General features: G+C 56.9%; 25 protein-coding genes and 5 tRNA genes. 10 read left to right on the top strand and 20 right to left on the bottom strand.

Going from position 1 to position 25,906, the window contains the following annotated elements:
* Positions 1-52: 52 nt before the first annotated feature.
* Positions 53-1,708, top strand: a complete 1,656-nt coding sequence (leuA, locus tag F0319_RS08475) for a 2-isopropylmalate synthase (RefSeq protein WP_149366675.1) — start codon at positions 53-55, stop codon at positions 1,706-1,708.
* On the opposite strand, the gene F0319_RS08470 is transcribed toward leuA, so the two are convergent.
* The 19 genes from F0319_RS08470 to mltB form a co-directional block, all read right to left on the bottom strand.
* Positions 1,695-2,459: an AraC family transcriptional regulator gene (locus F0319_RS08470; protein WP_149366674.1), complete on the bottom strand. Its 765-nt coding sequence runs from the start codon at positions 2,457-2,459 to the stop codon at positions 1,695-1,697. The genes leuA and F0319_RS08470 overlap by 14 nt on opposite strands.
* Before the next feature lie 53 nt (positions 2,460-2,512).
* Positions 2,513-3,028: an S-ribosylhomocysteine lyase gene (gene luxS, locus F0319_RS08465; protein ID WP_008499539.1), complete on the bottom strand. Its 516-nt coding sequence runs from the start codon at positions 3,026-3,028 to the stop codon at positions 2,513-2,515.
* A 153-nt stretch (positions 3,029-3,181) separates the two neighbouring features.
* Positions 3,182-4,726, bottom strand: a complete 1,545-nt coding sequence (gene gshA / locus F0319_RS08460) for a glutamate--cysteine ligase (RefSeq protein ID WP_115876132.1) — start codon at positions 4,724-4,726, stop codon at positions 3,182-3,184.
* 83 nt (positions 4,727-4,809) lie between these two features.
* Positions 4,810-5,238 (bottom strand): YqaA family protein, encoded by a 429-nt coding sequence (locus tag F0319_RS08455; protein ID WP_048975561.1) that lies wholly within the window; start codon positions 5,236-5,238, stop codon positions 4,810-4,812.
* A complete protein-coding gene (gene yqaB, locus F0319_RS08450) occupies positions 5,235-5,801 on the bottom strand; it encodes a fructose-1-phosphate/6-phosphogluconate phosphatase (RefSeq protein ID WP_032648006.1) in 567 nt (188 codons plus the stop codon). Before yqaB ends, F0319_RS08455 begins: the two co-directional genes overlap by 4 nt.
* 117 nt (positions 5,802-5,918) lie before the next feature.
* Positions 5,919-5,995, bottom strand: a tRNA-Arg gene (locus F0319_RS08445).
* A 28-nt stretch (positions 5,996-6,023) separates the two neighbouring features.
* Positions 6,024-6,100 (bottom strand) — tRNA-Arg (locus F0319_RS08440).
* Between the two features lie 20 nt (positions 6,101-6,120).
* Positions 6,121-6,197: transfer RNA gene (locus F0319_RS08435), tRNA-Arg, on the bottom strand.
* 64 nt (positions 6,198-6,261) lie between these two features.
* A tRNA-Arg gene (locus tag F0319_RS08430) sits at positions 6,262-6,338 on the bottom strand.
* A gap of 4 nt (positions 6,339-6,342) precedes the next feature.
* Positions 6,343-6,435, bottom strand: a tRNA-Ser gene (locus tag F0319_RS08425).
* 342 nt (positions 6,436-6,777) lie between these two features.
* Positions 6,778-6,963 carry a carbon storage regulator CsrA gene (gene csrA, locus F0319_RS08420; protein ID WP_000906486.1) on the bottom strand — a complete coding sequence of 62 codons (186 nt, stop codon included), beginning with the start codon at positions 6,961-6,963 and terminating at the stop codon, positions 6,778-6,780.
* 241 nt (positions 6,964-7,204) lie between these two features.
* Positions 7,205-9,832, bottom strand: a complete 2,628-nt coding sequence (alaS, locus tag F0319_RS08415; protein WP_111965499.1) for an alanine--tRNA ligase — start codon at positions 9,830-9,832, stop codon at positions 7,205-7,207.
* Between the two features lie 131 nt (positions 9,833-9,963).
* Complete coding sequence (gene recX / locus F0319_RS08410) at positions 9,964-10,464, bottom strand: recombination regulator RecX (RefSeq protein WP_111965498.1); 501 nt, start codon at positions 10,462-10,464, stop codon at positions 9,964-9,966.
* 69 nt (positions 10,465-10,533) lie between these two features.
* Positions 10,534-11,592 carry a recombinase RecA gene (gene recA, locus F0319_RS08405; RefSeq protein WP_024907698.1) on the bottom strand — a complete coding sequence of 353 codons (1,059 nt, stop codon included), beginning with the start codon at positions 11,590-11,592 and terminating at the stop codon, positions 10,534-10,536.
* An 89-nt stretch (positions 11,593-11,681) separates the two neighbouring features.
* Entirely contained in the window at positions 11,682-12,179 is a 498-nt protein-coding gene (gene pncC / locus F0319_RS08400) for a nicotinamide-nucleotide amidase (protein WP_149366673.1), read from the bottom strand.
* A 129-nt stretch (positions 12,180-12,308) separates the two neighbouring features.
* Entirely contained in the window at positions 12,309-13,187 is an 879-nt protein-coding gene (locus tag F0319_RS08395) for a metal ABC transporter substrate-binding protein (RefSeq protein WP_111965497.1), read from the bottom strand.
* 14 nt (positions 13,188-13,201) lie between these two features.
* Positions 13,202-14,062, bottom strand: coding sequence for a metal ABC transporter permease (locus F0319_RS08390; protein ID WP_032660373.1), 861 nt, complete (start codon positions 14,060-14,062; stop codon positions 13,202-13,204).
* A complete protein-coding gene (locus F0319_RS08385; protein WP_149366672.1) occupies positions 14,059-14,712 on the bottom strand; it encodes a metal ABC transporter ATP-binding protein in 654 nt (217 codons plus the stop codon). Before F0319_RS08385 ends, F0319_RS08390 begins: the two co-directional genes overlap by 4 nt.
* A gap of 269 nt (positions 14,713-14,981) precedes the next feature.
* On the bottom strand, positions 14,982-16,082 hold the full coding sequence (gene mltB, locus F0319_RS08380; RefSeq protein WP_188035090.1) for a lytic murein transglycosylase B: 1,101 nt from the start codon (positions 16,080-16,082) through the stop codon (positions 14,982-14,984).
* Positions 16,083-16,334: 252 nt separating this feature from the next.
* On the opposite strand from mltB, the gene srlA reads away from it, so the two are divergent.
* From srlA to gutQ, 7 genes are all read left to right on the top strand, one after another.
* Positions 16,335-16,898, top strand: coding sequence for a PTS glucitol/sorbitol transporter subunit IIC (gene srlA, locus F0319_RS08375; RefSeq protein WP_003862164.1), 564 nt, complete (start codon positions 16,335-16,337; stop codon positions 16,896-16,898).
* Positions 16,895-17,854 carry a PTS glucitol/sorbitol transporter subunit IIB gene (gene srlE, locus F0319_RS08370; RefSeq protein ID WP_023308950.1) on the top strand — a complete coding sequence of 320 codons (960 nt, stop codon included), beginning with the start codon at positions 16,895-16,897 and terminating at the stop codon, positions 17,852-17,854. Before srlA ends, srlE begins: the two co-directional genes overlap by 4 nt.
* A 12-nt stretch (positions 17,855-17,866) precedes the next feature.
* On the top strand, positions 17,867-18,229 hold the full coding sequence (srlB, locus tag F0319_RS08365) for a PTS glucitol/sorbitol transporter subunit IIA (RefSeq protein ID WP_008499554.1): 363 nt from the start codon (positions 17,867-17,869) through the stop codon (positions 18,227-18,229).
* A 14-nt stretch (positions 18,230-18,243) separates the two neighbouring features.
* The gene (gene srlD / locus F0319_RS08360; RefSeq protein ID WP_111965493.1) at positions 18,244-19,023 is read left to right on the top strand and encodes a sorbitol-6-phosphate dehydrogenase; all 780 of its coding nucleotides are present in this window, start codon (positions 18,244-18,246) and stop codon (positions 19,021-19,023) included.
* A 67-nt stretch (positions 19,024-19,090) separates the two neighbouring features.
* Positions 19,091-19,450: a transcriptional regulator GutM gene (gutM, locus tag F0319_RS08355; protein ID WP_111965492.1), complete on the top strand. Its 360-nt coding sequence runs from the start codon at positions 19,091-19,093 to the stop codon at positions 19,448-19,450.
* A gap of 63 nt (positions 19,451-19,513) precedes the next feature.
* A complete protein-coding gene (srlR, locus tag F0319_RS08350; RefSeq protein ID WP_115876141.1) occupies positions 19,514-20,287 on the top strand; it encodes a glucitol operon DNA-binding transcriptional repressor SrlR in 774 nt (257 codons plus the stop codon).
* On the top strand, positions 20,280-21,245 hold the full coding sequence (gene gutQ, locus F0319_RS08345) for an arabinose-5-phosphate isomerase GutQ (RefSeq protein ID WP_149366670.1): 966 nt from the start codon (positions 20,280-20,282) through the stop codon (positions 21,243-21,245). The genes srlR and gutQ overlap by 8 nt, the downstream gene beginning before the upstream one ends.
* Here gutQ and norR read toward each other — a convergent pair.
* The gene (norR, locus tag F0319_RS08340) at positions 21,242-22,756 is read right to left on the bottom strand and encodes a nitric oxide reductase transcriptional regulator NorR (protein WP_149366669.1); all 1,515 of its coding nucleotides are present in this window, start codon (positions 22,754-22,756) and stop codon (positions 21,242-21,244) included. The two genes, gutQ and norR, sit on opposite strands and share 4 nt — an antisense overlap.
* A 186-nt stretch (positions 22,757-22,942) precedes the next feature.
* Between norR and norV the strand changes: the two genes are divergently transcribed.
* Positions 22,943-24,388 carry an anaerobic nitric oxide reductase flavorubredoxin gene (norV, locus tag F0319_RS08335; RefSeq protein WP_149366668.1) on the top strand — a complete coding sequence of 482 codons (1,446 nt, stop codon included), beginning with the start codon at positions 22,943-22,945 and terminating at the stop codon, positions 24,386-24,388.
* Entirely contained in the window at positions 24,385-25,518 is a 1,134-nt protein-coding gene (norW, locus tag F0319_RS08330) for an NADH:flavorubredoxin reductase NorW (protein ID WP_149366667.1), read from the top strand. The genes norV and norW overlap by 4 nt, the downstream gene beginning before the upstream one ends.
* The last annotated feature ends 388 nt before the right edge of the window (positions 25,519-25,906 follow it).

Genomic DNA, 25,906 nt, shown 5'->3' with positions numbered 1-25,906 from the left:
GCAGCGCTCCTGTAATCAATTCACGATAGTGAAAAGACAACAGGAGCGCATCATGCTGAACACACCCGCTGACAAGTACCAACCCTATCCGACCCTTTCCCTGCCCGACCGCCGCTGGCCGGAGCAACGCATCACCCGCGCGCCTCGCTGGCTTTCCACCGACCTCCGCGACGGCAACCAGGCCCTTGCCGAGCCGATGGACAGCACCCGCAAGCTGCAGTTCTGGGATTTGCTGCTGGGCTGCGGATTCAAAGAGATTGAGGTGGCTTTTCCTTCAGCCTCGCAGACGGATTTCAACTTCGTTCGCCAGCTGATTGAAGAGAACCGCATCCCGGATGACGTGACGATTCAGGTATTAACCCAGGCGCGGGAAGATCTCATCCATCGCACTTTTGAATCCCTGCGCGGCGCAAAGCAGGCCACCGTGCATCTGTATAACGCCACCGCTCCGCTGTTCCGCCGCCTGGTCTTCGGCATGGAGAAAGCGCAAATCGTTGAGCTGGCGACGCGCGCGACGCGGCTTATTCGCCAGCTGTGTGAGGAAAATCCCGACACCCGCTGGCAGTATGAATACTCTCCGGAAACCTTCTGCTTTACCGAGCCGGAGTTTGCGCTGGAGATTTGTGAAGCCGTGGCGGAGATCTGGCAGCCGTGCGACGAACGGCCTATGGTGATCAACTTACCCGCCACAGTCGAAGTGAGCACGCCGAACGTCTATGCCGACCAGATCGAGTACTTCTGTCGCCACTTTAGCCGCCGCCGCGACGTCTGCATCAGCGTGCATCCGCATAACGACCGCGGTACCGGCGTCGCCTGCGCGGAGCTGGCCATAATGGCGGGGGCTGACCGCGTGGAGGGCTGTCTGTTTGGTAACGGGGAACGTACGGGCAACGTCTGCCTGGTAACGCTGGCGATGAACCTCTACAGCCAGGGGGTTAGCCCGAATCTGGACTTTAGCGATATGAACCGGGTGGTGGAAGTGGTGGAAACCTGCAACCAGCTGCCGGTGCACCCGCGCCATCCGTGGGCGGGACGGCTGGCCTATACCGCCTTCTCCGGCTCGCACCAGGACGCGATCAAAAAAGGCTTTGATGCCCGCAGGCCGGGCGATCGCTGGGAGATGCCTTACCTGCCTGTCGATCCCCAGGACATCGGCTGCACCTACGAAGCGGTGATCCGCGTAAACAGCCAGTCAGGAAAAAGCGGCAGCGCATGGCTCATCGAACAGAATCATGGCCTGAAATTACCTCGCGCCCTGCAGCAGGATTTCAGCCAGCACGTGCAGCAGGAAACCGATCGCCACGGACAAGAGATGACGCATAATGCACTTTGGCAGCTGTTCCGCGCCCGCTACGGCCTGGTAGCATCGCCGAATTATGCGCTGCAATCCTACCGCAGCGACAGCCAGCAGGACGGCCAGCTGCGTCTGACGGCCAGCGTCGCCACACAGGGAGGAACGCGCCAGCTGGAGGGTCAGGGTAACGGCCTGCTCTCCGCCGCTGCTCACGGCCTGAGCCGCTGGGTCAACGCCCCGTTCGTGATTAAGGATTACCACGAGCATACGTTAGGCGAACGCAGCGACAGCCGGTCGGTGGCCTACATCCGCTGCCTGTTCCAGGACGGCAGCAGCCGCTGGGGCGTAGGCATTGACAGCGACGTGGCGCGCGCGTCGCTTCAGGCGCTGTTTAACGCCGTCAGTCGTTCTTAAAGTAATCGCTGGGGGAGACGCCCATCACCCGACGGAACATGGCCGTAAAGGCGCTATGGCTGCCGTACCCCAGATCCAGCGCCACGCGTAATACCGGCTGGCCCTGCGCCAGCCGGACTAAGGCTTCCAGCAGGCGCGCCCTTCTCAACCACTCTCCGTAGCTTAATCCCGTCTGCTGCTGAAAATGGCGGTTCAGCGTGCGCTCGCTCATGTTCATCATGCTCGCGGCCTGCGCGCTGCTCCAGCTTTCCCCCGGGTTTTGCCGGATTTGCAGACACAGGCGACGTAGCGCCTCACTTTCCGGCTCCGGCAGGTGAAACGGCAGCACCGGCATAGTGCGGATTTCATCGAGAATCAGCTCATAGACGCGCTCATCCCGGCTTCCGGGTGAGTACGATTCAGGTAAAGCAAGGCAGACGAGGATCAGTTCGCGCAGCAGCGATGTGATCTGCACGATCTGGCAGGTGGCCGGAAGATCGGCCCGCGCCAGCGGATCGACAAACAGCGTTCGCGCCGCCACGTTACCGGTTATGCGGAGCGAGTGGCGGGTCCCCGCCGGCAGCCAGACGCCGCGACCGGGAGGCACAATCCAACAGCCAGATGCGGTATCCACCCGAACCACGCCGCTAAGGGTATGCAACAGCTGCGCGCAGTCGTGCTCATGCCACGGCTCGCTGTCACCATGAATGTAATCATGTGCAAACGGAACGAGGGGACGATGGATAAAGGAAAAAGTCGAAGTTGTGGTCATGGGTTAAACAACCCTCACCCTACCCTCTCCCTGAGGGAGAGGGAAAAGGTGCACTAGATATGCAGTTCCTGCAGCTTTTCTTTTGGCAGGGCCAGCTCTTCGTTACTGTTCACGCGAACATCACGCTCGATGATGTGGCGCGCGATTTCCTGCGCTTCTTCCAGAGAGTGCATCTGGTAAGTACCGCACTGGTAAACGTTCAGCTCAGGGATCTGGTTTTGCTCTTTCACCTTCAGCACGTCTTCCATCGCCGCTTTCCAGGCATCTGCCACACGTTTCTCTTCAGGCTGACCAATCAGGCTCATGTAGAAACCGGTACGGCAGCCCATCGGAGAGATATCGATGATCTCAACGCCGTTGCCGTTCAGGTGGTCACGCATAAAACCGGCGAATAAGTGCTCCAGAGTGTGAATACCTTTCTCCGGCATCACTTCTTTATTTGGCACGCAGAAACGCAGATCGAAAACGGTGATCGTGTCGCCGTGCGGGGTGTGCATGGTCTTCGCCACGCGGACTGCAGGTGCTTCCATACGGGTATGGTCGACAGTAAAGCTATCTAATAACGGCATACGTCACCTCCGACAGTGATTTTTTTTAAAATAAACTGAACTCTTCTACAGAATGCGCGTCTGAGTATATGAAAGACGCGCATTTGTTATCATCATCCCTGAATTCAGAGATGTATATTTTGGCCACAGCGATGTGGCCTTTTTCTTTTCTGCTTAAGCCTGCTTCGCCAGAAACGCCTCAAACGACTCGGTATCCGCCGCTTCAACCTCTTTCTGACGCACCACGGACGCTTCGCGTTCCGCGACAAAATCTGATTCGCTCAGGATTTCTAACGGCTCCTGTATCAGCATTTCACGGTACTCCGCCGAAAGTGAGCGACCCGTACCACCAATGCCCTGATCAATCATAGAACGCAGAATACGCGCTGAAAATGTCAGTTCCGGGTTATCAAAGCACGCTACCAGCTGGTCGCAAATCTGTTGATATGCGTCGCCACCGTCGATGCTGTCCATCGTCCGGGCAACTCGCTTCAGATCGCGGAACAGATCTTTACCGACTTTCGTCAGCGGGAACTGTGCCGTTTCGCAGCCGATACCCAGCGTCAGACCCGGTTTACGTCCTTCCAGAATAACGCGGTTCCAGTTTGTTCGGGTACAGAGCAGTTCGTCTGAACTCATTTCCGGCGCATCCGCCAGCACGCACCAGACCATAAACAGATCCAGGAAGCGCACCTGCTGCTCATCAACGCCAATCGGTGAGAACGGGTTGATATCCAGCGAGCGCACTTCAATGTATTCGATCCCACCGCGCTGCAGCGCATCCGACGGGGTTTCGCCGCTGCGCGTCACGCGCTTAGGACGAATAGGCGCATACAGCTCGTTTTCAATCTGCAGCACATTGCTGTTAATTTGCAGGCGCTTACCGTCTTTTTCGAGGCCGATTTTCTCGTACTCTTCCGACGGGGTTTTGATCGCCCGCTTCAATCCTGCCACATATTCGTGCAATTCGTTAAACGTAATACCGAGATTGCTTTGCGATTTATTGGTATAACCGAGATCGCTCAGCCGCAGAGAGGTGGCGTACGGAAGATAGTACATTCCGCACTCGGTCTTCTCGAACGGCAGCGTGGTCGGTTTCCCCTGCAGGAACGAAGAACAGATCGCCGGGGAGGCACCAAACAGATACGGGATCACCCAGCCGAAACGGTAATAGTTGCGGATGAGGCGGAAATAGCCCTCCGAGATCGCGTCTTTATCCGTTTCACCGCATTTCGCCTGCCAGAATGCCATTGGCAGCGAGAAGTTGTAATGCACACCCGAGATCGTCTGCATCAACGCGCCGTAGCGGTTTTTCAGCCCTTCACGATAGAGCGTTTTCAGCCGGCCGATATTTGACGTGCCGTACTGCGCCAGCTCAATCTCCTGGCCCTGCTCGATATAGCACGGCATGCTGAGGGGCCACATACGTTCGTCGCCCAGGTTGCGCGCGGTATAACGATGGATATCGCGCATGATCGTCAGCATATGATCAATATCACCCTCTACTGGGGTGATGAACTCCAGCAGCGCTTCAGCGAAATCGGTTGTGATCCATTTATGTGTCAGCGCCGAGCCTAACGCCTTCGGGTGACCCGTCGTCGCTAAACTGCCGTCTGCGTTAACGCGCAGCGTTTCACGCTCAAGACCACGCTGAATACCCTTCAATGCCTGAGGGTGGTTTTCCAGCCAGGCCAGCGCCTGAGATACGTCCGGGATCAAATTGACCTCCCGCCTGTCAAAGTAATGTTACTCAGCATAATTGTAATGGTTGACGATTGAAGGTCGCGTATTCATTCCACCAATTAGTGCCACCACGTCATACCCTGTAGTGTTGCCCACGCCACGAGAACATAGCGCAACGCCTTGCCAAGGCACAAAAAAAAGAGCACCGGTCCCCAGGAGATGCGCATCCATCCCGCCAGCAGACACAGTAAATCGCCTATTACAGGCATCCAGCTTAATAACAGCGTGGCAGCGCCATAGCGTTTTAGCCAGCCGACTGCCTTTTCCTGCCAGCGCGATTTTTCACGCAGCGGAAAGAAACGCCCAAGAATAACGTTAGTCAGCCCTCCAAGGCTATTACCCATTGTTGCTATTAATACAAGCAGCCAGGGCTGACTCACGCCGGACAACAGCATCGCCACCAGCACCACTTCCGAATTTCCCGGTAACAGCGTGGCGCTTAAAAAACTGCTGGCGAATAATGAGGCAAGTGACAGCACGTCACTCACAGTAAGCGTACATCCACCGCATCCATTCCGGCATCACGCGCGGCCTGGATGCCGAAATCGGCATCTTCAAACACGACGCATTTTGCCGCCGGGACGCCCATTAATTCTGCGCAAAGCAGGAAGGTGTCCGGTGCGGGCTTGTGATGTTTAACATGATCGGCGGCGACCACGGCAGAAAAATAGTGGCGCAGGCCAAGATGATTGAGCAAAGCTTCTGCAATCGCACTTTCGCTGCCTGTTCCTACCGACATCGGGCGACGCCCGTGCCACTCTTTTACCACATCAATCAGCGGCAGAGGGCGTACGGTATCTAAAAGCATGGCTTTTACTGCATCGGTTTTTTCGCGCGCGAGCAGGTGCGGGTCGAGATCGGCCTGATTCAGTTCAATCACGGCCTGTGCAATACGCCAGGTGGGAGATCCGTTGAGGGCAATCATCGCCTGAAGATCGAAACGCATACCGTAGCGGCCCAGGACGTCTGTCCAGGCTTGACGATGCGTGGGTTCGGTATCCAGGAGAGTGCCATCCATATCGAAGATCAAACCGTCATACTGTGCGTACATCGTGCTCTCGCTAAACGATTAACAAAGCATTACTTTATCGTAAATGGTGGTTTTTGTCGCTGACTGAGAGTGTGATTGCTGACGGAACGTCGAAGGAATAAACAAAGAAGGAGAATATGGTGCATCCGGGAGGATTCGAACCTCCGACCGCTCGGTTCGTAGCCGAGTACTCTATCCAGCTGAGCTACGGATGCATCGGGTAATGCTTCCAGAAATAGTAAATGGTGCATCCGGGAGGATTCGAACCTCCGACCGCTCGGTTCGTAGCCGAGTACTCTATCCAGCTGAGCTACGGATGCATCAGGGTATTGCTTCCATATGGTGCATCCGGGAGGATTCGAACCTCCGACCGCTCGGTTCGTAGCCGAGTACTCTATCCAGCTGAGCTACGGATGCATCGGGATTTACTACTGTACTGCTCGATATTCATATCACTTCTAAAGCAATATGAAGTAATAGATGGTGCATCCGGGAGGATTCGAACCTCCGACCGCTCGGTTCGTAGCCGAGTACTCTATCCAGCTGAGCTACGGATGCAAAATGGCGGTGAGGCGGGGATTCGAACCCCGGATGCAGCTTTTGACCGCATACTCCCTTAGCAGGGGAGCGCCTTCAGCCTCTCGGCCACCTCACCACACAACGCCTCTTTCGAGTGCTTCGAGCAACTCGTTAAGAGCTTCTCGTCGCTGCGTGGCGCATATATTACTTTCTGGGACTTATAAGTCAAACAATTTTCCAAAAGCTTTTATCGTTTGCACAAATCACACGCAATTCGCATGTAAAAGCCGCAAAGAGGGTGTTTTATAAGCGGATTTTGCAGGCTTCTTCACAGAAAACCTATGCAGAAAAGGCGGAGATAGGACGAGTTAAGGGTTATGGAGCGGTTAAAAAGAGAGCGATTGAAATTAAACGGTAACTTTGAGCAGGAAAAATGACAGGAGGGTTGCGTCTCGCCCGACAGCGAGACGCGACAATATCAGTAACTGGACTGCTGGGATTTTTCAGCCTGGATACGCTGGTAGATCTCTTCACGGTGGACAGATACTTCTTTAGGAGCGTTAACACCAATACGTACCTGGTTACCCTTTACCCCTAAAACTGTCACGGTGACCTCATCCCCAATCATGAGGGTCTCACCAACTCGACGAGTCAGAATCAGCATTCTTTGCTCCTTGAAAGATTAAAAGAGTCGGGTCTCTTGTATCCCGGCATTATCCATCATATAACGCCAAAAAGTAAGCGATGACAAACACGTAAAGTGTAAGCAGTCACGGCATCACATTCTGTTAAACGTAAGTTTAGCCGATATACACAAACTCAACCTGACTTTATCGTTATCGATAGCACAGTGAACAAGACGCCATAACGTTACCGCTATGGCGTCTGCTTGTGCTTTGTAGTTATTACAGTTTCGCGCTTACCCAGCTTTCAACGCTGGCCAATGCTGCAGGGAGTGCCGCCGCATCCGTACCACCGGCTTGCGCCATGTCCGGACGACCGCCACCCTTGCCGCCCACCTGCTGAGCGACCATACCAATCAGTTCCCCTGCTTTTACGCGGTCGGTCACATCCTTAGATACGCCCGCAATCAGAGAAACCTTACCTTCTGCCACTGTCGCCAGCACGATAACGGTAGAACCAAGCTGGTTCTTGAGATCGTCGACCATAGTACGCAGCATCTTAGGCTCAACGCCCGCCAGATCGCTGACCAGCAGTTTGACGCCCTTAATGTCTACAGCCTTGCTGGAGAGGTTTGCACTCTCCTGCGCCGCAGCCTGCTCTTTCAGCTGCTGCAGCTCTTTTTCCAGCTGACGCGTGCGATCCAGCGCAACGCGCACTTTCTCGCCCAGGTTCTGGCTATCGCCTTTCAGCAGCTGCGCGATATCGTGCAGTTGATCGCTCTGCGCATGCAGGCTGGCAATCGCACCTTCACCGGTCACCGCTTCAATACGACGCACGCCTGCCGCCGTACCCGACTCGGAAACAATACGGAACAGGCCGATGTCACCGGTGCGCGAGGCGTGTGTACCGCCGCACAGCTCGGTAGAGAAGTCGCCCATGCTCAGCACGCGAACACGTTCGTCGTATTTCTCGCCAAACAGCGCCATCGCACCTTTTTTCTTCGCGTCCTCGAGATCCATGATATGAGTCTCGATTGGCAGGTTACGACGGATCTGCGCGTTCACCAGATCTTCCACCGCACGGATTTCAGATGGCTTCATCGCTTCAAAATGCGAGAAGTCGAAGCGCAGCACTTTGTCGTTAACCAGAGAACCTTTCTGTGCAACGTGGGTACCGAGTACATCGCGCAGGGCAGCGTGCATCAGGTGGGTTGCCGAGTGGTTCAGACGAATGCGCGCGCGGCGAGCTTCATCAACGTTAGCCTGGACGCCCTCGCCCACTTTCAGAGAACCGGAAACCAGTTTGCCCTGGTGACCAATCGCCTGACCGTATTTTTGGGTGTCGCTGACGCTGAAGCTAAAGCCATTGCCCTTCAGTTCGCCCTTATCGCCAACCTGGCCGCCGGATTCGGCGTAGAACGGCGTTTTGTCCAGAATGACTACGGCTTCCTGGCCCGCGCTGATGCTGTCCACGGCTTTGCCGTCAACAAACAGGGCGGTCACTTTGCCGGTCAGTTCCAGCGCCTCATAACCTTTGAATTCAGACGCGCTATCAACGCGGATCATCGCGTTGTAGTCTGCACCGAAACCGCTGGACTCACGCGCACGACGGCGCTGCTCTTCCATCGCGGCTTCGAAGCCCGCTTCGTCAACTTTGATGTTGCGCTCGCGGCAAACGTCCGCCGTCAGGTCAACCGGGAAGCCATAGGTATCGTACAGGCGGAAAGCTGTTTCGCCATCCAGCGTGTCGCCCTTGAGTTTCGCCAGCTCTTCGTCCAGCAGCGCCAAACCGCGCTCCAGAGTACGGGCAAACTGCTCTTCTTCGGTTTTCAGAACCTGCTCAACCTGCGCCTGCTGGCGTTTCAGCTCGTCACCGGCTGAACCCATCACGCCGATCAGTGGCCCAACGAGTTTGTAGAAGAAGGTGTCCTTCGCGCCCAGCATGTTGCCGTGACGAATAGCACGACGAATGATACGACGCAGCACGTAGCCACGGTTTTCATTCGACGGGATAACGCCGTCTGCAATCAGGAACGCGCAGGAACGAATGTGGTCCGCGATAACGCGCAGCGATTTGTTGTTCAGATCGGTCGCGCCGGTGACTTCGGCAACGGCTTTGATCAGGGTGCTGAACAGGTCAATCTCATAGTTGGAGTTAACGTGCTGCAGAACCGCGGCAATACGCTCCAGCCCCATACCGGTATCAACGGAAGGCTTCGGCAGCGGCTCCATCGTACCGTCGGCCTGACGGTTGAACTGCATGAAGACGATGTTCCAGATCTCAATGTAGCGATCGCCGTCTTCTTCCGGGCTTCCCGGAGGGCCGCCCCAGATGTGGTCGCCGTGATCGTAGAAGATCTCGGTGCACGGACCGCAAGGACCGGTGTCACCCATCTGCCAGAAGTTGTCGGACGCGTAAGGCGCGCCTTTGTTATCGCCGATGCGAATAATACGCTCGCGCGGGATCCCGACTTCTTTTTCCCAGATTTCGTAGGCTTCGTCATCGGTTTCATAGACGGTAACCCACAGACGCTCTTTCGGCAGGTTGAACCAGTTTTCACCGGTCAGCAGTTCCCACGCATATTGAATGGCATCGTGTTTGAAGTAGTCGCCGAAGCTGAAGTTACCCAGCATTTCGAAGAAGGTGTGGTGACGCGCGGTGTAACCGACGTTTTCCAGGTCGTTGTGTTTACCGCCCGCACGCACGCAACGCTGTGAGGTTGTGGCGCGGGAATAATTACGCTTGTCGAGACCAAGGAACACATCCTTGAACTGGTTCATCCCGGCGTTGGTAAACAGCAGAGTCGGATCGTTGTTCGGTACCAGGGAGCTGCTGGCAACAACCTGGTGTCCCTTACTATGGAAAAAATCGAGAAACGCCTGACGGATCTCAGCGGTGCTCTTGCTCATAATTATCCTGAAATCAAGCTAACGAAATGTCGTAGCCAGCCTGTATCGGTAAACCGTTGGACAGACCAGCTACTGGAAAAAGTGGGAATAAGATAAGTTTTCTTTAGTGGGAAGTAAAATCCCGCATGCGTTCAATCGGCAAAATTACGCCAGATATCCTGAATATCTTCCATCAGAAAGCCGCGGTAGAGCAAAAAGCGCTGGATTTTGACTTTTTCTGAAAATTCACGCGGCAGCGGCTCGCCGTACTTGCGAATCGCCTGTTCTCTTGCCAGTTCGCACCAGTCAATATCGCATTCGCGCATCGCTTTTTCGATGGACTCCCTGGCTACCCCTTTCTGGTTTAGCTCCTGCCGGATGCGCGCGGGCCCGTATCCTTTACGGCCACGGCTGGCGAGAAACCGCGAGGCAAAACGCTCGTCATCAAGATAGCGATGCTCATAGCACCAGGCGATGACGCGGTCATAATCTTCCGCGGCGGCATCAATCTCTTCCGGGCCGTTTTTACTCATCACCGGCGCCGACAGTTTTCGCCGCAGCTCCTGTTCACTGTGGTCACGGACGGCCAGGATGCGCACCGCGCGATCAAGTAAGCGTGCATACGCGGGTCGACGTGTTGTCGGTTCACTCATAAAAAAACCTGCTGATTCAGAAATGCAAAAAGGGCCGCATCAGCAGCCCTTCATTGTTAAACGAGAGAATTAAAAGTCTTCGTTAGTTTCTTCAGCATCCGCGCTATCAACCGCGAAATCAGGTGTGGAGTCCTGGTTGTTCAGCAGAAGCTCACGCACTTTCTTCTCGATCTCTTTCGCCGCAGCCGGGTTCTCTTTCAGCCAGGAGATGGCATTCGCTTTACCCTGACCAATCTTGTCACCGTTGTAGCTGTACCAGGCGCCCGCTTTTTCAATCAGCTTCTCTTTCACGCCCAGGTCAACCAGCTCACCGAAGAAGTTAATACCTTCGCCGTAGAGGATCTGGAACTCAGCCTGCTTGAACGGCGCTGCGATTTTGTTCTTCACAACCTTGACGCGGGTTTCGCTACCGACGACGTTCTCCCCCTCTTTCACCGCGCCGATACGGCGGATATCAAGACGGACAGAGGCGTAGAATTTCAGGGCGTTCCCCCCGGTCGTGGTTTCCGGGTTACCGAACATCACGCCAATTTTCATACGGATCTGGTTGATGAAGATCAGCAGCGTGTTGGACTGCTTCAGGTTACCCGCCAGCTTACGCATCGCCTGGCTCATCATACGAGCCGCAAGGCCCATATGAGAGTCGCCGATTTCGCCTTCGATTTCGGCTTTTGGCGTCAGTGCAGCAACGGAGTCGACCACGATAACGTCAACAGCACCAGAACGCGCCAGCGCGTCACAAATTTCCAGTGCCTGCTCACCGGTATCCGGCTGAGAACACAGCAGGTTGTCGATATCGACGCCCAGCTTACGGGCATACACAGGGTCCAGCGCGTGCTCGGCATCGATAAACGCACAGGTTTTACCTTCGCGCTGTGCCGCGGCAATGACCTGCAGCGTCAGGGTGGTTTTACCAGAGGACTCTGGCCCGTAGATTTCTACGATACGGCCCATAGGCAGGCCGCCAGCGCCCAGCGCGATATCCAGAGAAAGCGAACCGGTGGAGATGGTTTCCACATCCATGGAACGGTCTTCACCCAGGCGCATGATGGAGCCTTTACCGAATTGCTTTTCGATCTGGCCCAGTGCTGCCGCCAACGCTTTCTGTTTGTTTTCGTCGATAGCCATTATTACTCCTGTCATGCCGGGAGAAGCGACTGTGCTTCACCGTGGATTTCTGTTCTGTTGGTGCAATTATACTGTATGGTCATACAGTATCAAGTGTTTTGTAGAAATTGTTGCCAGAGCGTTTTTAACGCATATTCCGTTGCCTGACGACGCACGCTTTCGCGATCGCCGCTGAAGCACTCCCGGCGGGTGATGCCTTCGCCTTTAGAAGTAGCAAACCCAAACCAGACTGTGCCGACAGGCTTCACGTCGCTGCCGCCGTCCGGGCCCGCAATGCCGCTAATGGAAATTGCGTAATCTGCGCGCGCCTCTTTGAGCGCACCAATCGCCATCTCGATCACCACCGGTTCGCTGACCGCGCCATGCTGTTCAAGCGTGGATCCGCGCACGCCAATCATCTGTGCTTTAGCTTCGTTACTGTAGGTCACAAATCCGCGTTCAAACCAGGCGGAACTGCCGGCAATATCGGTAATCGCTTTCGCCACCCAGCCGCCGGTGCAGGATTCCGCGGTGGTGATTGTCGCGCCACGCTGCTTCAGCGCAAGGCCAACGATCTCGCTAAGCTGCATCAATTCATGGTCAGTCATTCTCGCTCCAGGCATCAGAAAAACATGCTGCACAAGATAGCACTTTCTCGTCAGATGTGGGGATGCACTTCAGGTTTTACGAGGGGGCTTCAGAAAAAAGCCGGTACGGACGCACCGGCGATGGAATGGTTATTTCATGCTGTCGGCGAGAGTGTTCACATTGTGGCGAAATGCCTTAACGTAGGTGTCTGCCACCCCGCCTTTTGCCGACAGCGCTTCCGGATACAGTTCGCCCCCCGGCTGTGCGCCCGTCGCCGACGCTATCTGCTTCACCAGACGCGGATCGAGCTGATTCTCCATAAACCAGGTTTTGACGCCGTCGGCTTTGATCTGATTGATAATCTCAGCAACCTGCGACGCGCTGGCCTCGCTCTCGGACGACAGTCCCTGAGGCGCCATAAACGTCACGCCGTAGGCGCGGCTGAAATAGCCGAATGCGTCATGGCTGGTCAACACGTTACGCTTCGCCTGCGGGATCTGGCTAAAGCGCGTTTTGGCCCAGCTATCCAGCTGGTTAAGCTGCGCGATATACGGTTTACCGGAGGCTTCCAGCGCGGCTTTGTCCTGCGGATCGGCTTTCACCAGCCCGTTCAGAATATTTTGTGCATACAGCGCCCCGTTCGCCGCGCTGTTCCACGCGTGCGGATCGGTCACGGTCTTTCCATCTTCCTCAAGCGTGTGGGTTTTCACCCCGGCTGAGGCGACGACCAGCTGTCCTTTGAACCCGGAGGCCTTCACCAGCCGATCGAGCCAGCCCTCCAGCCCCAGGCCGTTCACCACCACCACATCGGCCTTGCTCAGCGCCGCGCTGTCTTTCGGCGACGGTTCAAAGGTATGCGGATCGCCGTCCGGCCCCACCAGCGTCGTCACGTTCACATGGTCACCGCCCACCTCCTGCGTGATATCCCCCAGAATCGAAAAGCTGGTGACCACATTCAGCGTTTTCGCCATCACGCCGTGCGACATCATCCCCAGCGCGAGCGCCACTACTAATCCTGTTCGTTTCATCGTTTCCCCTTGCGTTAAAAAAGCGCGCGCAGGCTGCCAGCGAGCCTGCTTCGCGTGCCCAGTAAAATGGAAATAAAGAACAGCGCGCTGGCGGTGAGCACGATGGATGGCCCGGCAGGCAAACTCATTGCCCAGGAGAGGCTCAGCCCCAGCCATGCGCAGAAAATACCGCTGATGCCCGCCATCAGGAGTAACGCAGGCAGCGTGCGCACCCAGCAGCGGGCCGCCACGGCTGGCAGCATCATCAGCCCGACGGCCATCAGCGTGCCGAGCACCTGAAAACCAGCCACCAGGTTAAGAACCAGCAGCGCCAGAAACAGTCCGTGCAGCAGGCCGGGCAGCCAGCGGGCGTTCACCTGTAGCCAGGCGGTATCAAACGCTTCTGTGACCAGCCCGCGATAGAACAGCGCCAGCGTGATAAGGGTGAACATACACACGCCCGTAACAAACAGCGCGGCGTCGTTGTCCACGGCGAGGATGGAGCCAAACAGCAGATGCAGCAGATCGACATTCGACCCGCGCAGCGACACCAGCGTGACGCCCAGCGCCAGTGAGCCAAGGTAAAACCCCGCGAAGCTGGCATCTTCCTTAAGCGGCGTGCGTCGGCTGACCAGACCGGCCAGCAGCGCCACGGTAATGCCCGCGATAAAACCGCCAATACTCATCGCCAGCAGCGACATGCCGCTGAGCAAGTATCCCACGGCGACGCCCGGCAAAATGGCGTGAGAAAGGGCGTCGCCCATCAGGCTCATCCGACGCAGCTGAAGAAACACGCCGAGCGCGGTGGTGCTGACCGAGAGCGCCAGGCAAACCACCAGGGCACGACGCATAAAGCCGTACTCAATAAACGGCTGAAAAAAGAGATGCCAGATCATGCCACCCTCACCCGCTCGGTTTTCCACTGGGGCACGTCAGCATCCAGCCGCAGCGTTTGCGGGAAATGGCGCGACACGCGCTCGCTGTCGTGCAGTACCGCGAGCAGCGTTTGCCCCTGCATATACATCTCCAGCATCACGTCCATCAGCACGTTGCAGGTGGCTTCATCGACGCCGGTAAAGGGCTCATCCAGCATCACCAGCGGCGCCTGCTGTACCAGAACGCGGGCAAACAGCATGCGCTGGAACTGCCCGCCTGAGAGCTCATCGATGGTGGATAACGCTATGGTTTCCAGCCCGACGCGCTCAAGAGCGCTGGCAAGGCGCAGCCGCGCTTCGCGACGAAACCCGGAAAACAGCGAAATGCCCGGCCAGCAGCCCATGCTTACCACGTCCTGTACGGTCAGCGGAAACTGCGCCTCCAGCGCGTGGCGCTGTGCCAGCCATCCGATTACCGGACGCTTCCCCTGCCAGCGAAAGCCGCCTCTGACGGGAGGAATAAACCCCGCCAGCGTTTTCAGCAGCGTGGATTTCCCGCAGCCGTTAGCGCCGATAATGGCGGTCATGCTTCCGCGCTCAATCGTGCCCGAAAGGGGCCGCGTAATGGGCTGGCGCTCATAACCCGCGACCAGTTCATTCATCACAATCATGGCAATGCCACCGCCCAGCGCACGGCCAGCCCAATAAAGACAACCAACACCAGCGCCAGCAAAAGCCGCACCAGAGCAGACAGAGAGAAAAGGGACGTTGACATCTCGACACCAATTTAAATGTTATAACATAACAATAATAAAAGGTGGTTAAGATGTAAATGGCGGGTTTGCAGAGGGAGTGTGGCGAAATGTTTCTGCGGGAAATAGGTGCGCGCGGGTGCACTCACCCTAACCCTCTCCCAAAGGGAGAGGGGGAATAAGGTGACTTACTGACTAAACGGTGACGCCGCCGGTACGCGGGCCTGAGATACCGCCAGCCCGAGCTGCCATACGGCCATCGCATAGTGGGTGCTGTGGTTATAGCGGGTAATGGTGTAGAAGTTCGGCATGCCGTACCAGTACTGATAGCCCGTCCCGACATCCAGACGCAGCAGACTCACCTGATCGACATTGCCCAGCGGCTGGGTTGGCGTTAAGCCTGCCGCCGTCAGCTGTGCAACGCTGTATTTGGTTTTAAAGCCGTTTTCCAGCCCAAACGCCTCGCCGTTCGCCTGCACCGCAACTTGCCCGCCCGGCACCCAGCCGTGCGCTTTGAAGTAGTTCGCCACGCTGCCGATGGCATCCACCGGATCCCACAGGTTGATATGACCATCTCCGTTAAAGTCGACGGCATACTGTTTATAGGACGACGGCATAAACTGGCCGTAGCCCATGGCGCCGGCAAACGACCCTTTCAGATCGAGCGGATCGTCCTGTTCGTTGCGCGCCATCAGCAGGAAGGTTTCCAGCTCGGAAGAGAAATACTCCGCGCGGCGCGGGTAGTTAAAGGAGAGCGTCGCCAGCGCATCCAGGATGCGGGTTTTGCCCATCACGCGGCCCCAGCGGGTTTCCACGCCGATAATCCCGACGATGATTTCAGGCGGTACGCCGTACACCTGCCACGCGCGGTTGAGCGCCTCTTCATACTGATTCCAGAACGCCACGCCGTTTTGCACGTTGTCCGGAGTAATAAACTGCTTGCGATAGCGCAGCCACGCGCCGTTCGGCCCGCTCGGCACCTGGGCCGTCGGCGCCTGTCTGTCCATCAGACGCAGCACGTAGTCCAGACGCTTCGCCTGAGACAAAATTTCGTGCAGCTGCTGTCTGTCAAAGCCGTGTTTGCTCACCATTTTATCGATGAACTGCTCGGCCGCCGGGTTATTCGCGAAGTCGCCCCCCATCTGCATCATATTGTGCTGCGGCTCCAGCAGGAAGCCTCCGGAAGGCGCGCCCGCCGTTTGCTGAACGGCTTCGGTCTTAGGTTTGCTACTACAGGCAGACAGCAGAATAAGCGCAGGCAACAGCGCTGCATAACGACGCTTGAACATGAGACATCCATTTAACGGGTTCGATAAGAACCCAGTATGGTAAAGCATGTGCAACACCTCAAGGAAGCGGTACGCACCTTCCCTACGCAAATCCGTGCTTTTTTCCATCGAAAATCATTATCCCCACCAATAAACTTTCAAAATAATCCGTTTTTCTTTCATTGTGAGATCTAACTAACACTTTAAAACCTTTCAAAGTGATTATTATTAGCCCAGCCAGACAAAAACAAAAAAGCCTCACAGGAGAGAAGAATGATAGAAACCATCACCCACGGCGCCGAGTGGTTCATCGGGCTATTTCAAAAAGGCGGAGAAGTGTTCACCGGCATGGTGACCGGGATCCTGCCCCTGCTGATCAGCCTGCTGGTGATCATGAACGCGCTGATCAACTTTATCGGGCAGCAGCGCATTGAACGCTTCGCCCAGCGCTGCGCCGGAAACCCGCTGTCCCGCTACCTGATACTGCCCTTTATCGGCACCTTCGTGTTCTGCAACCCGATGACCTTAAGCCTCGGCCGCTTTATGCCGGAAAAGTACAAGCCGAGCTACTACGCCGCCGCTTCCTACAGCTGCCATTCCATGAACGGCCTGTTCCCGCACATCAACCCCGGCGAGCTGTTCGTTTATCTCGGGATCGCCAGCGGCCTTACTACGCTTGGCCTGCCGCTCGGCCCGCTGGCGGTGAGCTACCTGCTGGTCGGTCTGGTGACCAACTTCTTCCGCGGCTGGGTGACCGACCTCACCACCGCTATTTTCGAGAAAAAAATGGGCATCCAGCTTGAACAAAAGGTCCATCTTTCAGGAGCGACAGCATGAACCGGATCCGCATTGAGAAAGGCACGGGCGGCTGGGGCGGCCCGCTGGAGTTCGACGCCACCGAAGGCAAAAAGATTGTTTACATCACCGCGGGTACCCGCCCGGCGATCGTCGACAGGCTGCGCGAGCTGACCGGCTGGGAAGCGGTCGATGGCTTCAAGGAAGGCGAGCCGCCGGAAGCGGAAATCGGCGTGGCGGTGATCGACTGCGGCGGCACGCTGCGCTGCGGTATCTATCCGAAGCGCCGTATTCCGACGGTAAATATTCACTCCACCGGTAAATCCGGCCCGCTGGCGCAGTACATCCTTGAAGACATTTATGTCTCGGGCGTAAAGGAGGACAACATTACTCTGGTGAATGGCACTGCCGCGCCGCAAAAAGCGGCCCCGCGCGAGTACGACACCAGCAAGAAGATCACCGAGCAGAGCGACGGCCTGCTGGCTAAGGTCGGGATGGGCATGGGTTCCGCCGTGGCGGTGCTTTTCCAGTCCGGGCGCGACACCATCGACACGGTGCTGAAAACCATTCTGCCGTTTATGGCGTTCGTCTCGGCGCTGATCGGCATCATCATGGCCTCCGGCCTGGGCGACTGGATTGCCCACGGCCTCGCCCCGCTCGCCAGCCACCCGCTCGGGCTGGTGACGCTGGCGCTGATATGCTCCTTCCCGCTGCTGTCGCCGTTCCTCGGCCCGGGCGCGGTGATCGCTCAGGTCATCGGCGTGCTGATTGGCGTGCAGATTGGTCTGGGGAACATTCCCCCGCACCTCGCCCTGCCCGCCCTGTTTGCCATTAACGCCCAGGCGGCGTGCGACTTCATCCCCGTTGGGCTGTCGCTGGCCGAAGCGCGCCAGGACACCGTGCGCGTGGGCGTGCCGTCCGTGCTGGTGAGCCGCTTCCTGACGGGCGCCCCGACGGTGCTGATTGCCTGGTTTGTTTCCGGCTTTATTTATCAATAAGAGGTTCCTGCAATGACCGTGATTTACCAGACCACCATTACCCGCATTGGCCAGAGCGCGGCCGACGCGCTGAGCGACCAGATGCTGATCACCTTCCGCGAAGGGGCGCCTGCGGATATCGAAGAGTTTTGTTTTATCCACTGCCACGGCGAGCTGAACGGTGAGCTGAAGGCCGGTAGCCAGCTTGAGCTGGGCGAGGCGCGCTATGCCGTGACCGCCGTCGGCGACGTGGCCGAGCAAAACCTGCGCGAGCTGGGCCACATCACCCTGCGTTTCGACGGCCAGCCGCAGGCCGAATATCCCGGCACGGTTCACGTGGCGGGCCCGGTTCCGCAGGCTGTCACCCCAGGCTGCACGTTAAAATTTGTTGCGTAATTAAGGAGAAACACATGAGTCAGGTTGCCGTTGTCATTGGTGGAGGACAAACCTTAGGCGAGTTCCTCTGCCGTGGGCTTGCCGCAGAGGGCTACCGCGTGGCGGTAGTGGATATTCAGAGTGAAAAAGCCGCCCGCGTGGCGGACACCATTAACACCGGGTTTGGCGAAGGAATGGCGTACGGGTTTGGCGCCGACGCCACCAGCGAGCAGAGCGTGATGGCGCTGGCCCGCGGCGTGGACGAGATTTTTGGGCGTACCGATCTGCTGGTCTACAGTGCGGGAATTGCGAAAGCGGCCTTTATCAGCGATTTCGAACTGGGGGACTTTGACCGTTCGCTGCAGGTGAATCTGGTGGGCTATTTCCTCTGCGCCCGCGAGTTTTCCCGTCTGATGATCCGCGACGGCATTCAGGGGCGCATCATTCAGATCAACTCCAAATCAGGGAAAGTGGGCAGCAAGCATAACTCCGGCTACAGCGCGGCGAAGTTTGGCGGCGTGGGGCTAACGCAGTCTCTGGCGCTGGATCTGGCCGAGTACGGCATTACCGTGCACTCGCTGATGCTGGGCAACCTGCTTAAATCGCCGATGTTCCAGTCCCTGCTGCCGCAGTATGCCACCAAGCTCGGCATCAAGGCTGAGGAAGTGGAGCAGTACTACATCGATAAAGTGCCGCTGAAGCGCGGGTGCGATTATCAGGACGTGCTGAACATGCTGCTGTTTTACGCCAGCCCGAAAGCCTCGTACTGCACCGGGCAGTCGATTAACGTCACCGGCGGGCAGGTAATGTTCTGATCGAGCGGCCTGATGCCCTCACCCTAACCCTCTCCCACCGGGAGAGGGTACACAATAAGGAGCCGATATGGTCACCGCACTCATCACCGTCGCCGCCCTCGCCTGGCTCTGCCAGATGGCGTTCGGCGGCTGGCAAATTTACCAGTTTAACCGCGCGTTTGATGCACTGTGCCAGAAAGGCCGCGTGGGCGTCGGGCGTTCCGGCGGACGCTTTAAACCGCGAGTCGTCGTGGCTATTGCGCTGGACGAAAACAATAACGTCTGCGATTCCCTCATCATGCGCGGCATGACCGTCTTTGCCCGTCCGGTGAAAATCCAGGCAATCAACGGCATTTCGCTGCAGGAATTGCAGCCTGATGTGATCTTTCCCCATGATCCACTCTGTCAGAATGCACTATCATTAGCGCTTAATCTGAAACATGGATAATTTCGTTGTGAAAGATATAGACTTGCGAAATTATCATTTCGCAACCTAAGGAACGAAGCGCCTATGAAACCTCGTCAGCGGCAGGCGGCCATTCTCGAGCATCTGCAAAAGCAGGGAAAATGTTCGGTAGAAGATCTGGCCCACTACTTTGACACCACCGGCACGACGATACGCAAGGATCTTGTATTGCTCGAAAACTCTGGCGCCGTCATTCGAACCTACGGCGGCGTGGTGCTCAATAAAGACGAAGCCGACCCGCCTATCGACCACAAAACGCTGATCAATACCCACCAGAAAGCGATGATTGCCGAAGCCGCCGTAAAATTTATCCACGATGGCGACTCCATCATTCTGGATGCAGGCAGTACCGTCCTGCAGATGATCCCGCTGCTCAGCCGCTTTAACAACATCACGGTGATGACCAACAGCCTGCATATCGTCAACGCCCTATCGGAGTTCGACAGCGAGCAGACCATCCTGATGCCCGGCGGCACCTTCCGCAAAAAATCCGCCTCATTTCACGGACAGCTGGCGGAGAACGCCTTCGACCACTTCAGCTTTGATAAACTGTTCATGGGCACCGACGGCATCGACCTGAATGCGGGCGTTACGACGTTCAACGAGGTATTCAGCGTCAGTAAAGCCATGTGCAACGCCGCGCGGGAAGTGATTCTGATGGCGGACTCGTCGAAGTTTGGCCGCAAAAGCCCCAACATTGTCTGTAGCCTTGAAAGCGTCGATAAGCTGATTACCGACGCGGGTATCGACCCGGCGTTCAAAAAAGCGCTGGAAGAGAAAGGAATCGACGTGATCGTAACCGGAGAGAGAGATGAGTGATTTTCTGTTAGAAACGGGCCGCCAGACGCTGATGCTGGAGCTGCAGGAAGCCAGCCGCCTGCCGGAACGTCTGGGCGAGGATTTTGTCCGCGCCGCCAACACCATTATCCACTGCGAAGGCAAAGTGATCGTGGCGGGCATCGGTAAATCCGGCCATATCGGCAAAAAGATTGCCGCGACGCTCGCCAGCACCGGCACCCCGGCCTTCTTCGTGCATCCGGCAGAGGCGCTGCACGGCGATCTGGGGATGATAGAAAGCCGCGACGTGATGCTGTTTATCTCCTACTCCGGTTCGGCCAAAGAGCTGGATCTCATTATTCCGCGCCTGCAGGAAAAATCGGTTGCCCTGCTGGCGATGACCGGGAAATCCTGCTCGCCGCTAGCGCTGGCCGCCAAAGCGACGCTGGATATTTCCGTTGAGCGTGAAGCCTGTCCGATGCACCTCGCTCCGACCTCCAGCACCGTGAATACCCTGATGATGGGCGACGCGCTGGCAATGGCGGTGATGCAGGCGCGCGGCTTTAACGAAGAAGATTTCGCTCGCTCGCATCCGGCAGGTGCGCTCGGGGCACGCCTGCTCAACAAGGTTCACCACCTGATGCGCACCGACGATGCTATTCCGCAGGTCAAACTCAATACCAGCGTCATGGACGCGATGCTGGAGCTCAGCCGCACCGGTCTGGGGCTGGTGGCGGTGTGCGATGACGACGGGTACGTCAAAGGCGTATTCACCGACGGCGACCTGCGCCGCTGGCTGGTGGGCGGCGGCAGGCTGGAAACCCAAGTGTCGGACGCCATGACCAAAGGGGGGCTGACGCTGAACGCCGAGAGCCGCGCCATTGAAGCCAAAGAGGTGCTGATGAAGCGCAAAATCACCGCCGCACCGGTGGTGGATGACACCGGCAGGCTGTGCGGCGCCATCAACCTTCAGGATTTCTATCAGGCCGGCATTATCTAACCCTTCAGTCCCAGACGCTTCGCCAGCCGGTGCAGGTTGGCGACGTCCATCTCCAGCGCCCGCGCGCACGCCGCCCAGCTGCGGTTATTCTGCTCCAGCGCGCGGGTAATCATCCGACGCTGGAATTCTTCCGTAGCCTCGCGCAGATTCTCGTTTGCGCTCTCAGGCGCAGCAGCCTTCACGGTCGGGGCAGTTTCCTCATGCAGTGCAAAATGCCGCGCATGAATTACCACCTCATCTCCCGAACGCGTCGCCCGCGCCAGCACGACCGCGCGGTGAATTGCGTGTTCCAGCTCGCGCACGTTGCCCGGCCAGCCGTAGCTCAGCAGATGCGTTCTCGCACCCGGGCTCAGCACCACGCGGGAAAGCCCCATCCTGAGACGGCACTGCTCGCAGAAAAAGCCCGCCAGCAGCACCACGTCGTCCCCGCGCTCGCGCAGCGGCGGCACGGTAAGCGGGAACACGCTCAGGCGATGGAACAGGTCGGCGCGGAACTGCCCTGCCAGCACCGCTTCACGCAGGTCACGGTTGGTGGCCGCCAGCACGCGAACGTCCACTCTGTGGCTGCGGTCATCCCCCACGCGCTGGATGTCGCCGTACTGCAGCACGCGCAGCAGCTTGGCCTGCAGCGACAGGGAGAGCTCGCCGATTTCGTCCAGAAACAGCGTGCCGTTATCGGCCATTTCGAACTTGCCGCTGCGGTTGCTGATGGCCCCGGTAAACGCCCCTTTAACGTGACCAAACAGCTCGCTTTCCGCCACGCTTTCCGGCAGCGCGGCGCAGTTGAGGTACACCAGCGGGTTCACCGTGCGCGGCGACGCTTCGTGAATGGACTTCGCCACCAGCTCCTTGCCAGTGCCGGTCTCCCCGAAGATCAGCACGTTCAAATCGGAAGCGGCAACGATCTCAATCTCTTTTTTGAGCTGCGCCATGCCCGGAGAGAGGCCAATCATCTCCGTATGCGTGACCTGCTCAAACGCCGCCGGGCTGCCGGGAAGGATATTCTGGCTCTCAAGCTGTTCAATCAGCAGCGCGTTGTTAAGCGCCCCGGCGGCCAGGGCGGCAATCAGGCGCAGCTCTTCGTCGCTAAAGGCATCGAACTGGTCCGGCGAAAGGCCGTCGAGGGTCAACGCGCCAATCAGATTTTGTCCGGCAAATAAAGGCAGGCCGATACAGGCGTGCACCTTCAGGCTCTCCTGGCCGGGAATAAGCCCATCGTACGGGTCGGGCAGATCGCTGTCCGCCGGAAAGCGCACCACGTCACCCGCGCGGGCGATAGTTTCCAGACGCGGATGGCCCTCAAGGGTAAAACGCCGTCCGAGCACGTCCTTCGCCAGCCCGTCGATAGCCAGCGGAATAAACTGCCGCCCCTCGTAGCGCAGCAGTGCGGACGCATCGCACTCAAGCACGTGGCGCAGCGTGGAGATCAGCCGCTGAAAGCGGTCCTGATGGCCGATACCGGTCTGCAGCTCAATGGCGATCTTCGCCAGCACGTCTACGGAAAAGCTCATAGTGACCTCGCTGTCATTTTGACAATGCATGTTGTCATATTGACACTTCTTTTGATAGTCATAATGACTACCCACTACGAGGCACGGCAACATTAATTCATTAAAATCAAATAATTAAAAACTGGCACGCAACTTGATATAAGCAAATCATCTTATTTGAAAATGCTGTATTACGTAGAGGTTGCTATGTCTATTCTGGTTAAAAATAACATTCATTGGGTGGGTCAACGTGACTGGGAAGTGCGCGATTTCCACGGGACGGAATACAAAACGCTGCGCGGCAGCAGCTACAATAGCTATCTCATCCGCGAAGAAAAAAACGTGCTGATCGATACCGTCGATCACAAGTTCAGCCGCGAGTTCGTGCAGAACCTGCGCAGCGAAATCGACCTGGACGCCATCGACTACATCATCATCAACCACGCGGAAGAAGATCACGCCGGCGCGCTGACCGAGCTGATGTCTTACATCCCGAACACGCCGATCTACTGCACCAGCAACGCCATCGACTCGATCAACGGCCACCACCACCATCCGGAGTGGAATTTCCACACCGTGAAAACCGGCGACGCGCTGGATATCGGCAACGGCAAGCAGCTGATCTTCGTGGAAACGCCGATGCTGCACTGGCCGGACAGCATGATGACCTACATGACCGGCGACGCGGTGCTGTTCAGCAACGATGCCTTCGGCCAGCACTACTGCGACGAACGCCTGTTTAATGACGAAGTGGATCAGACCGAACTGTTCGAACAGTGCCAGCGGTACTACGCCAACATCCTTACCCCGCTCAGCCGCCTGGTGACGCCTAAAATCACCGAGATCCTCGGCTTTAATCTGCCGGTGGAGATGATTGCTACCTCTCACGGCGTGGTGTGGCGTGAAAATCCCACCCAGATTGTGGAGCTGTACCTGAAATGGGCGGCGGACTATCAGGAAGACCGCATTACGATTTTCTACGACACCATGTCCAACAACACCCGCATGATGGCGGACGCCATTGCCCAGGGCATCAACGAAGTGGACCCGAACGTGGCGGTGAAAATCTTCAACGTGGCGCGCAGCGATAAGAACGAGGTATTGACCAACGTGTTCCGCTCTAAGGGCGTGCTGGTGGGCACCTCCACCATGAACAACGTAATGATGCCGAAAATTGCCGGTCTGGTGGAAGAGATGACCGGCCTGCGCTTCCGTAACAAGCGCGCCAGCGCCTTTGGCTCCCACGGCTGGAGCGGCGGCGCGGTAGACCGCCTTTCCACCCGTTTACAGGATGCCGGTTTTGAGATGTCCCTCAGCCTTAAAGCCAAATGGCGACCGGATATCGACGCCCTTGAGATCTGCCGCCAGCACGGCCGCGACATTGCGCGGCAGTGGGCGCTTGCACCGCTTCCGCAAGCAGCGAAACCGGTCGAACAGCAGGGCACCTGTGCCTGCGCCGCTGCGGCTGCCGCCGACCTCGGCCCGCGCATGCGGTGCAGCGTCTGCCAGTGGATCTACGACCCTGAGCTGGGCGAGCCGCTGCAGGACGTTGCGCCGGGTACGCCGTGGAGTGACGTGCCGGACAACTTCCTCTGCCCGGAATGTTCCCTCGGGAAAGACGTTTTTGATGAACTGGCAACGGAGGCAAAATGAGCCACGGCATCGTCATCATCGGCTCGGGCTTTGCCGCCCGTCAGCTGGTGAAAAACATCCGCAAACAGGACGCCAGCGTGCCGCTGACGTTGATTGCCGCCGACAGCATGGACGAGTACAACAAGCCTGACTTAAGCCACGTGATTAGTCAGAATCAGCGCGCCGAAGATCTCACCCGCCAGACGGCGGGGGAGTTCGCCGAGCTGTTTAACCTGCGCCTGTTCCCGTACACCTGGGTCACCGACATCGACGCCGCCGCTCACGTTGTGAAAGCGACAGAGAAAACCTGGCAGTACGACAGGCTGGTGCTTGCCACGGGTGCCTCTGCGTTTGTGCCGCCGATTGAGGGCCGCGAGCTGATAATCACCCTCAATAGCCAGCAGGAGTATCAGGCCAGCGAAACGGGGCTTCGCGACGCGCAGCGCGTGATGATTGTCGGCGGCGGGCTGATAGGCACCGAGCTGGCGATGGATTTCTGCCGGGCGGGAAAATCCGTGACTCTGGTCGACCATGCGGCGAGCATTCTGTCGTCGCTGATGCCCGCAGAAGTAAGCAGTCGCTTACAGCATCATCTGACCGACATGGGGGTACATCTGCTGTTGAAATCGCAGCTGCAAAGCCTGAGTAAAACCGAAGGCGGCATTCGTGCCGTGCTCGACCGCAACCGCAGCTTTGAGGTGGATGCGGTTATCGCGGCGACGGGCCTGCGCCCGGAAACCGCGCTGGCGCATCGCGCAGGCGCCGAAATACAGCGTGGCGTGAAGGTAAATAGCTATCTGCAAACCACGCAACCTGATATTTACGCGTTAGGAGACTGCGCTGAAATTAATGGTCAGGTACTTCCCTTTTTACAGCCAATCCAATTAAGCGCGATGTATCTTGCTAAAAACCTGCTCGGCGGCAGCGCGCCGCTGAAATTACCCGCCATGCTAATTAAAGTAAAAACGCCGGAATTACCGCTGCATCTCGCAGGTGAAACGCAGCGTCAGGATCTGAACTGGAAAATAACCCTCGAACAGCAGGGAATGGTCGCGCATGGCGTAGACAACGAGGATCAACTACGCGCTTTTGTGGTCAGTGAAGATCGGATGAAGGAGGCTTTCGCTCTGCTGAAATTGCTACCTGCTTAACCCTCTTTTTGCCGGGTGGCGCTTCGCCTACCCGGCCTGCAAAAGGGTCATGCTTACTTAACCTTTGGATATTATTATTATTCACCGCCCCGATATCCCGGAGCTTTTTTTTACGAATCCTATTCATAAAATAAATGCAAAGCAGATATATCATCGCTATCAATCCCTTATTTATTATTTTCGTAAATACTTTAATATGGAAAAGCTTAAAAACATCATCTCGATTTATTATTGACGCCCGCCCCAGCCTGAAAAGATATGAGCAGCCGGAGGTAAATCATGGCGAATTTTTATAAATAACTCAATTATCTTTCTCGCTATTTCACACAAGCGAAGAATGCGGAATATATTTTATTCCGCAAAAGTCCTATATTTTCAGCATTTTTTA

Origin of the sequence: Enterobacter vonholyi (assembly GCF_008364555.1) — a bacterium.
In the GTDB taxonomy this organism is placed as follows: Bacteria; Pseudomonadota; Gammaproteobacteria; order Enterobacterales; family Enterobacteriaceae; genus Enterobacter; species Enterobacter vonholyi.
This window is presented reverse-complemented; position numbering and strand designations above follow the sequence as displayed.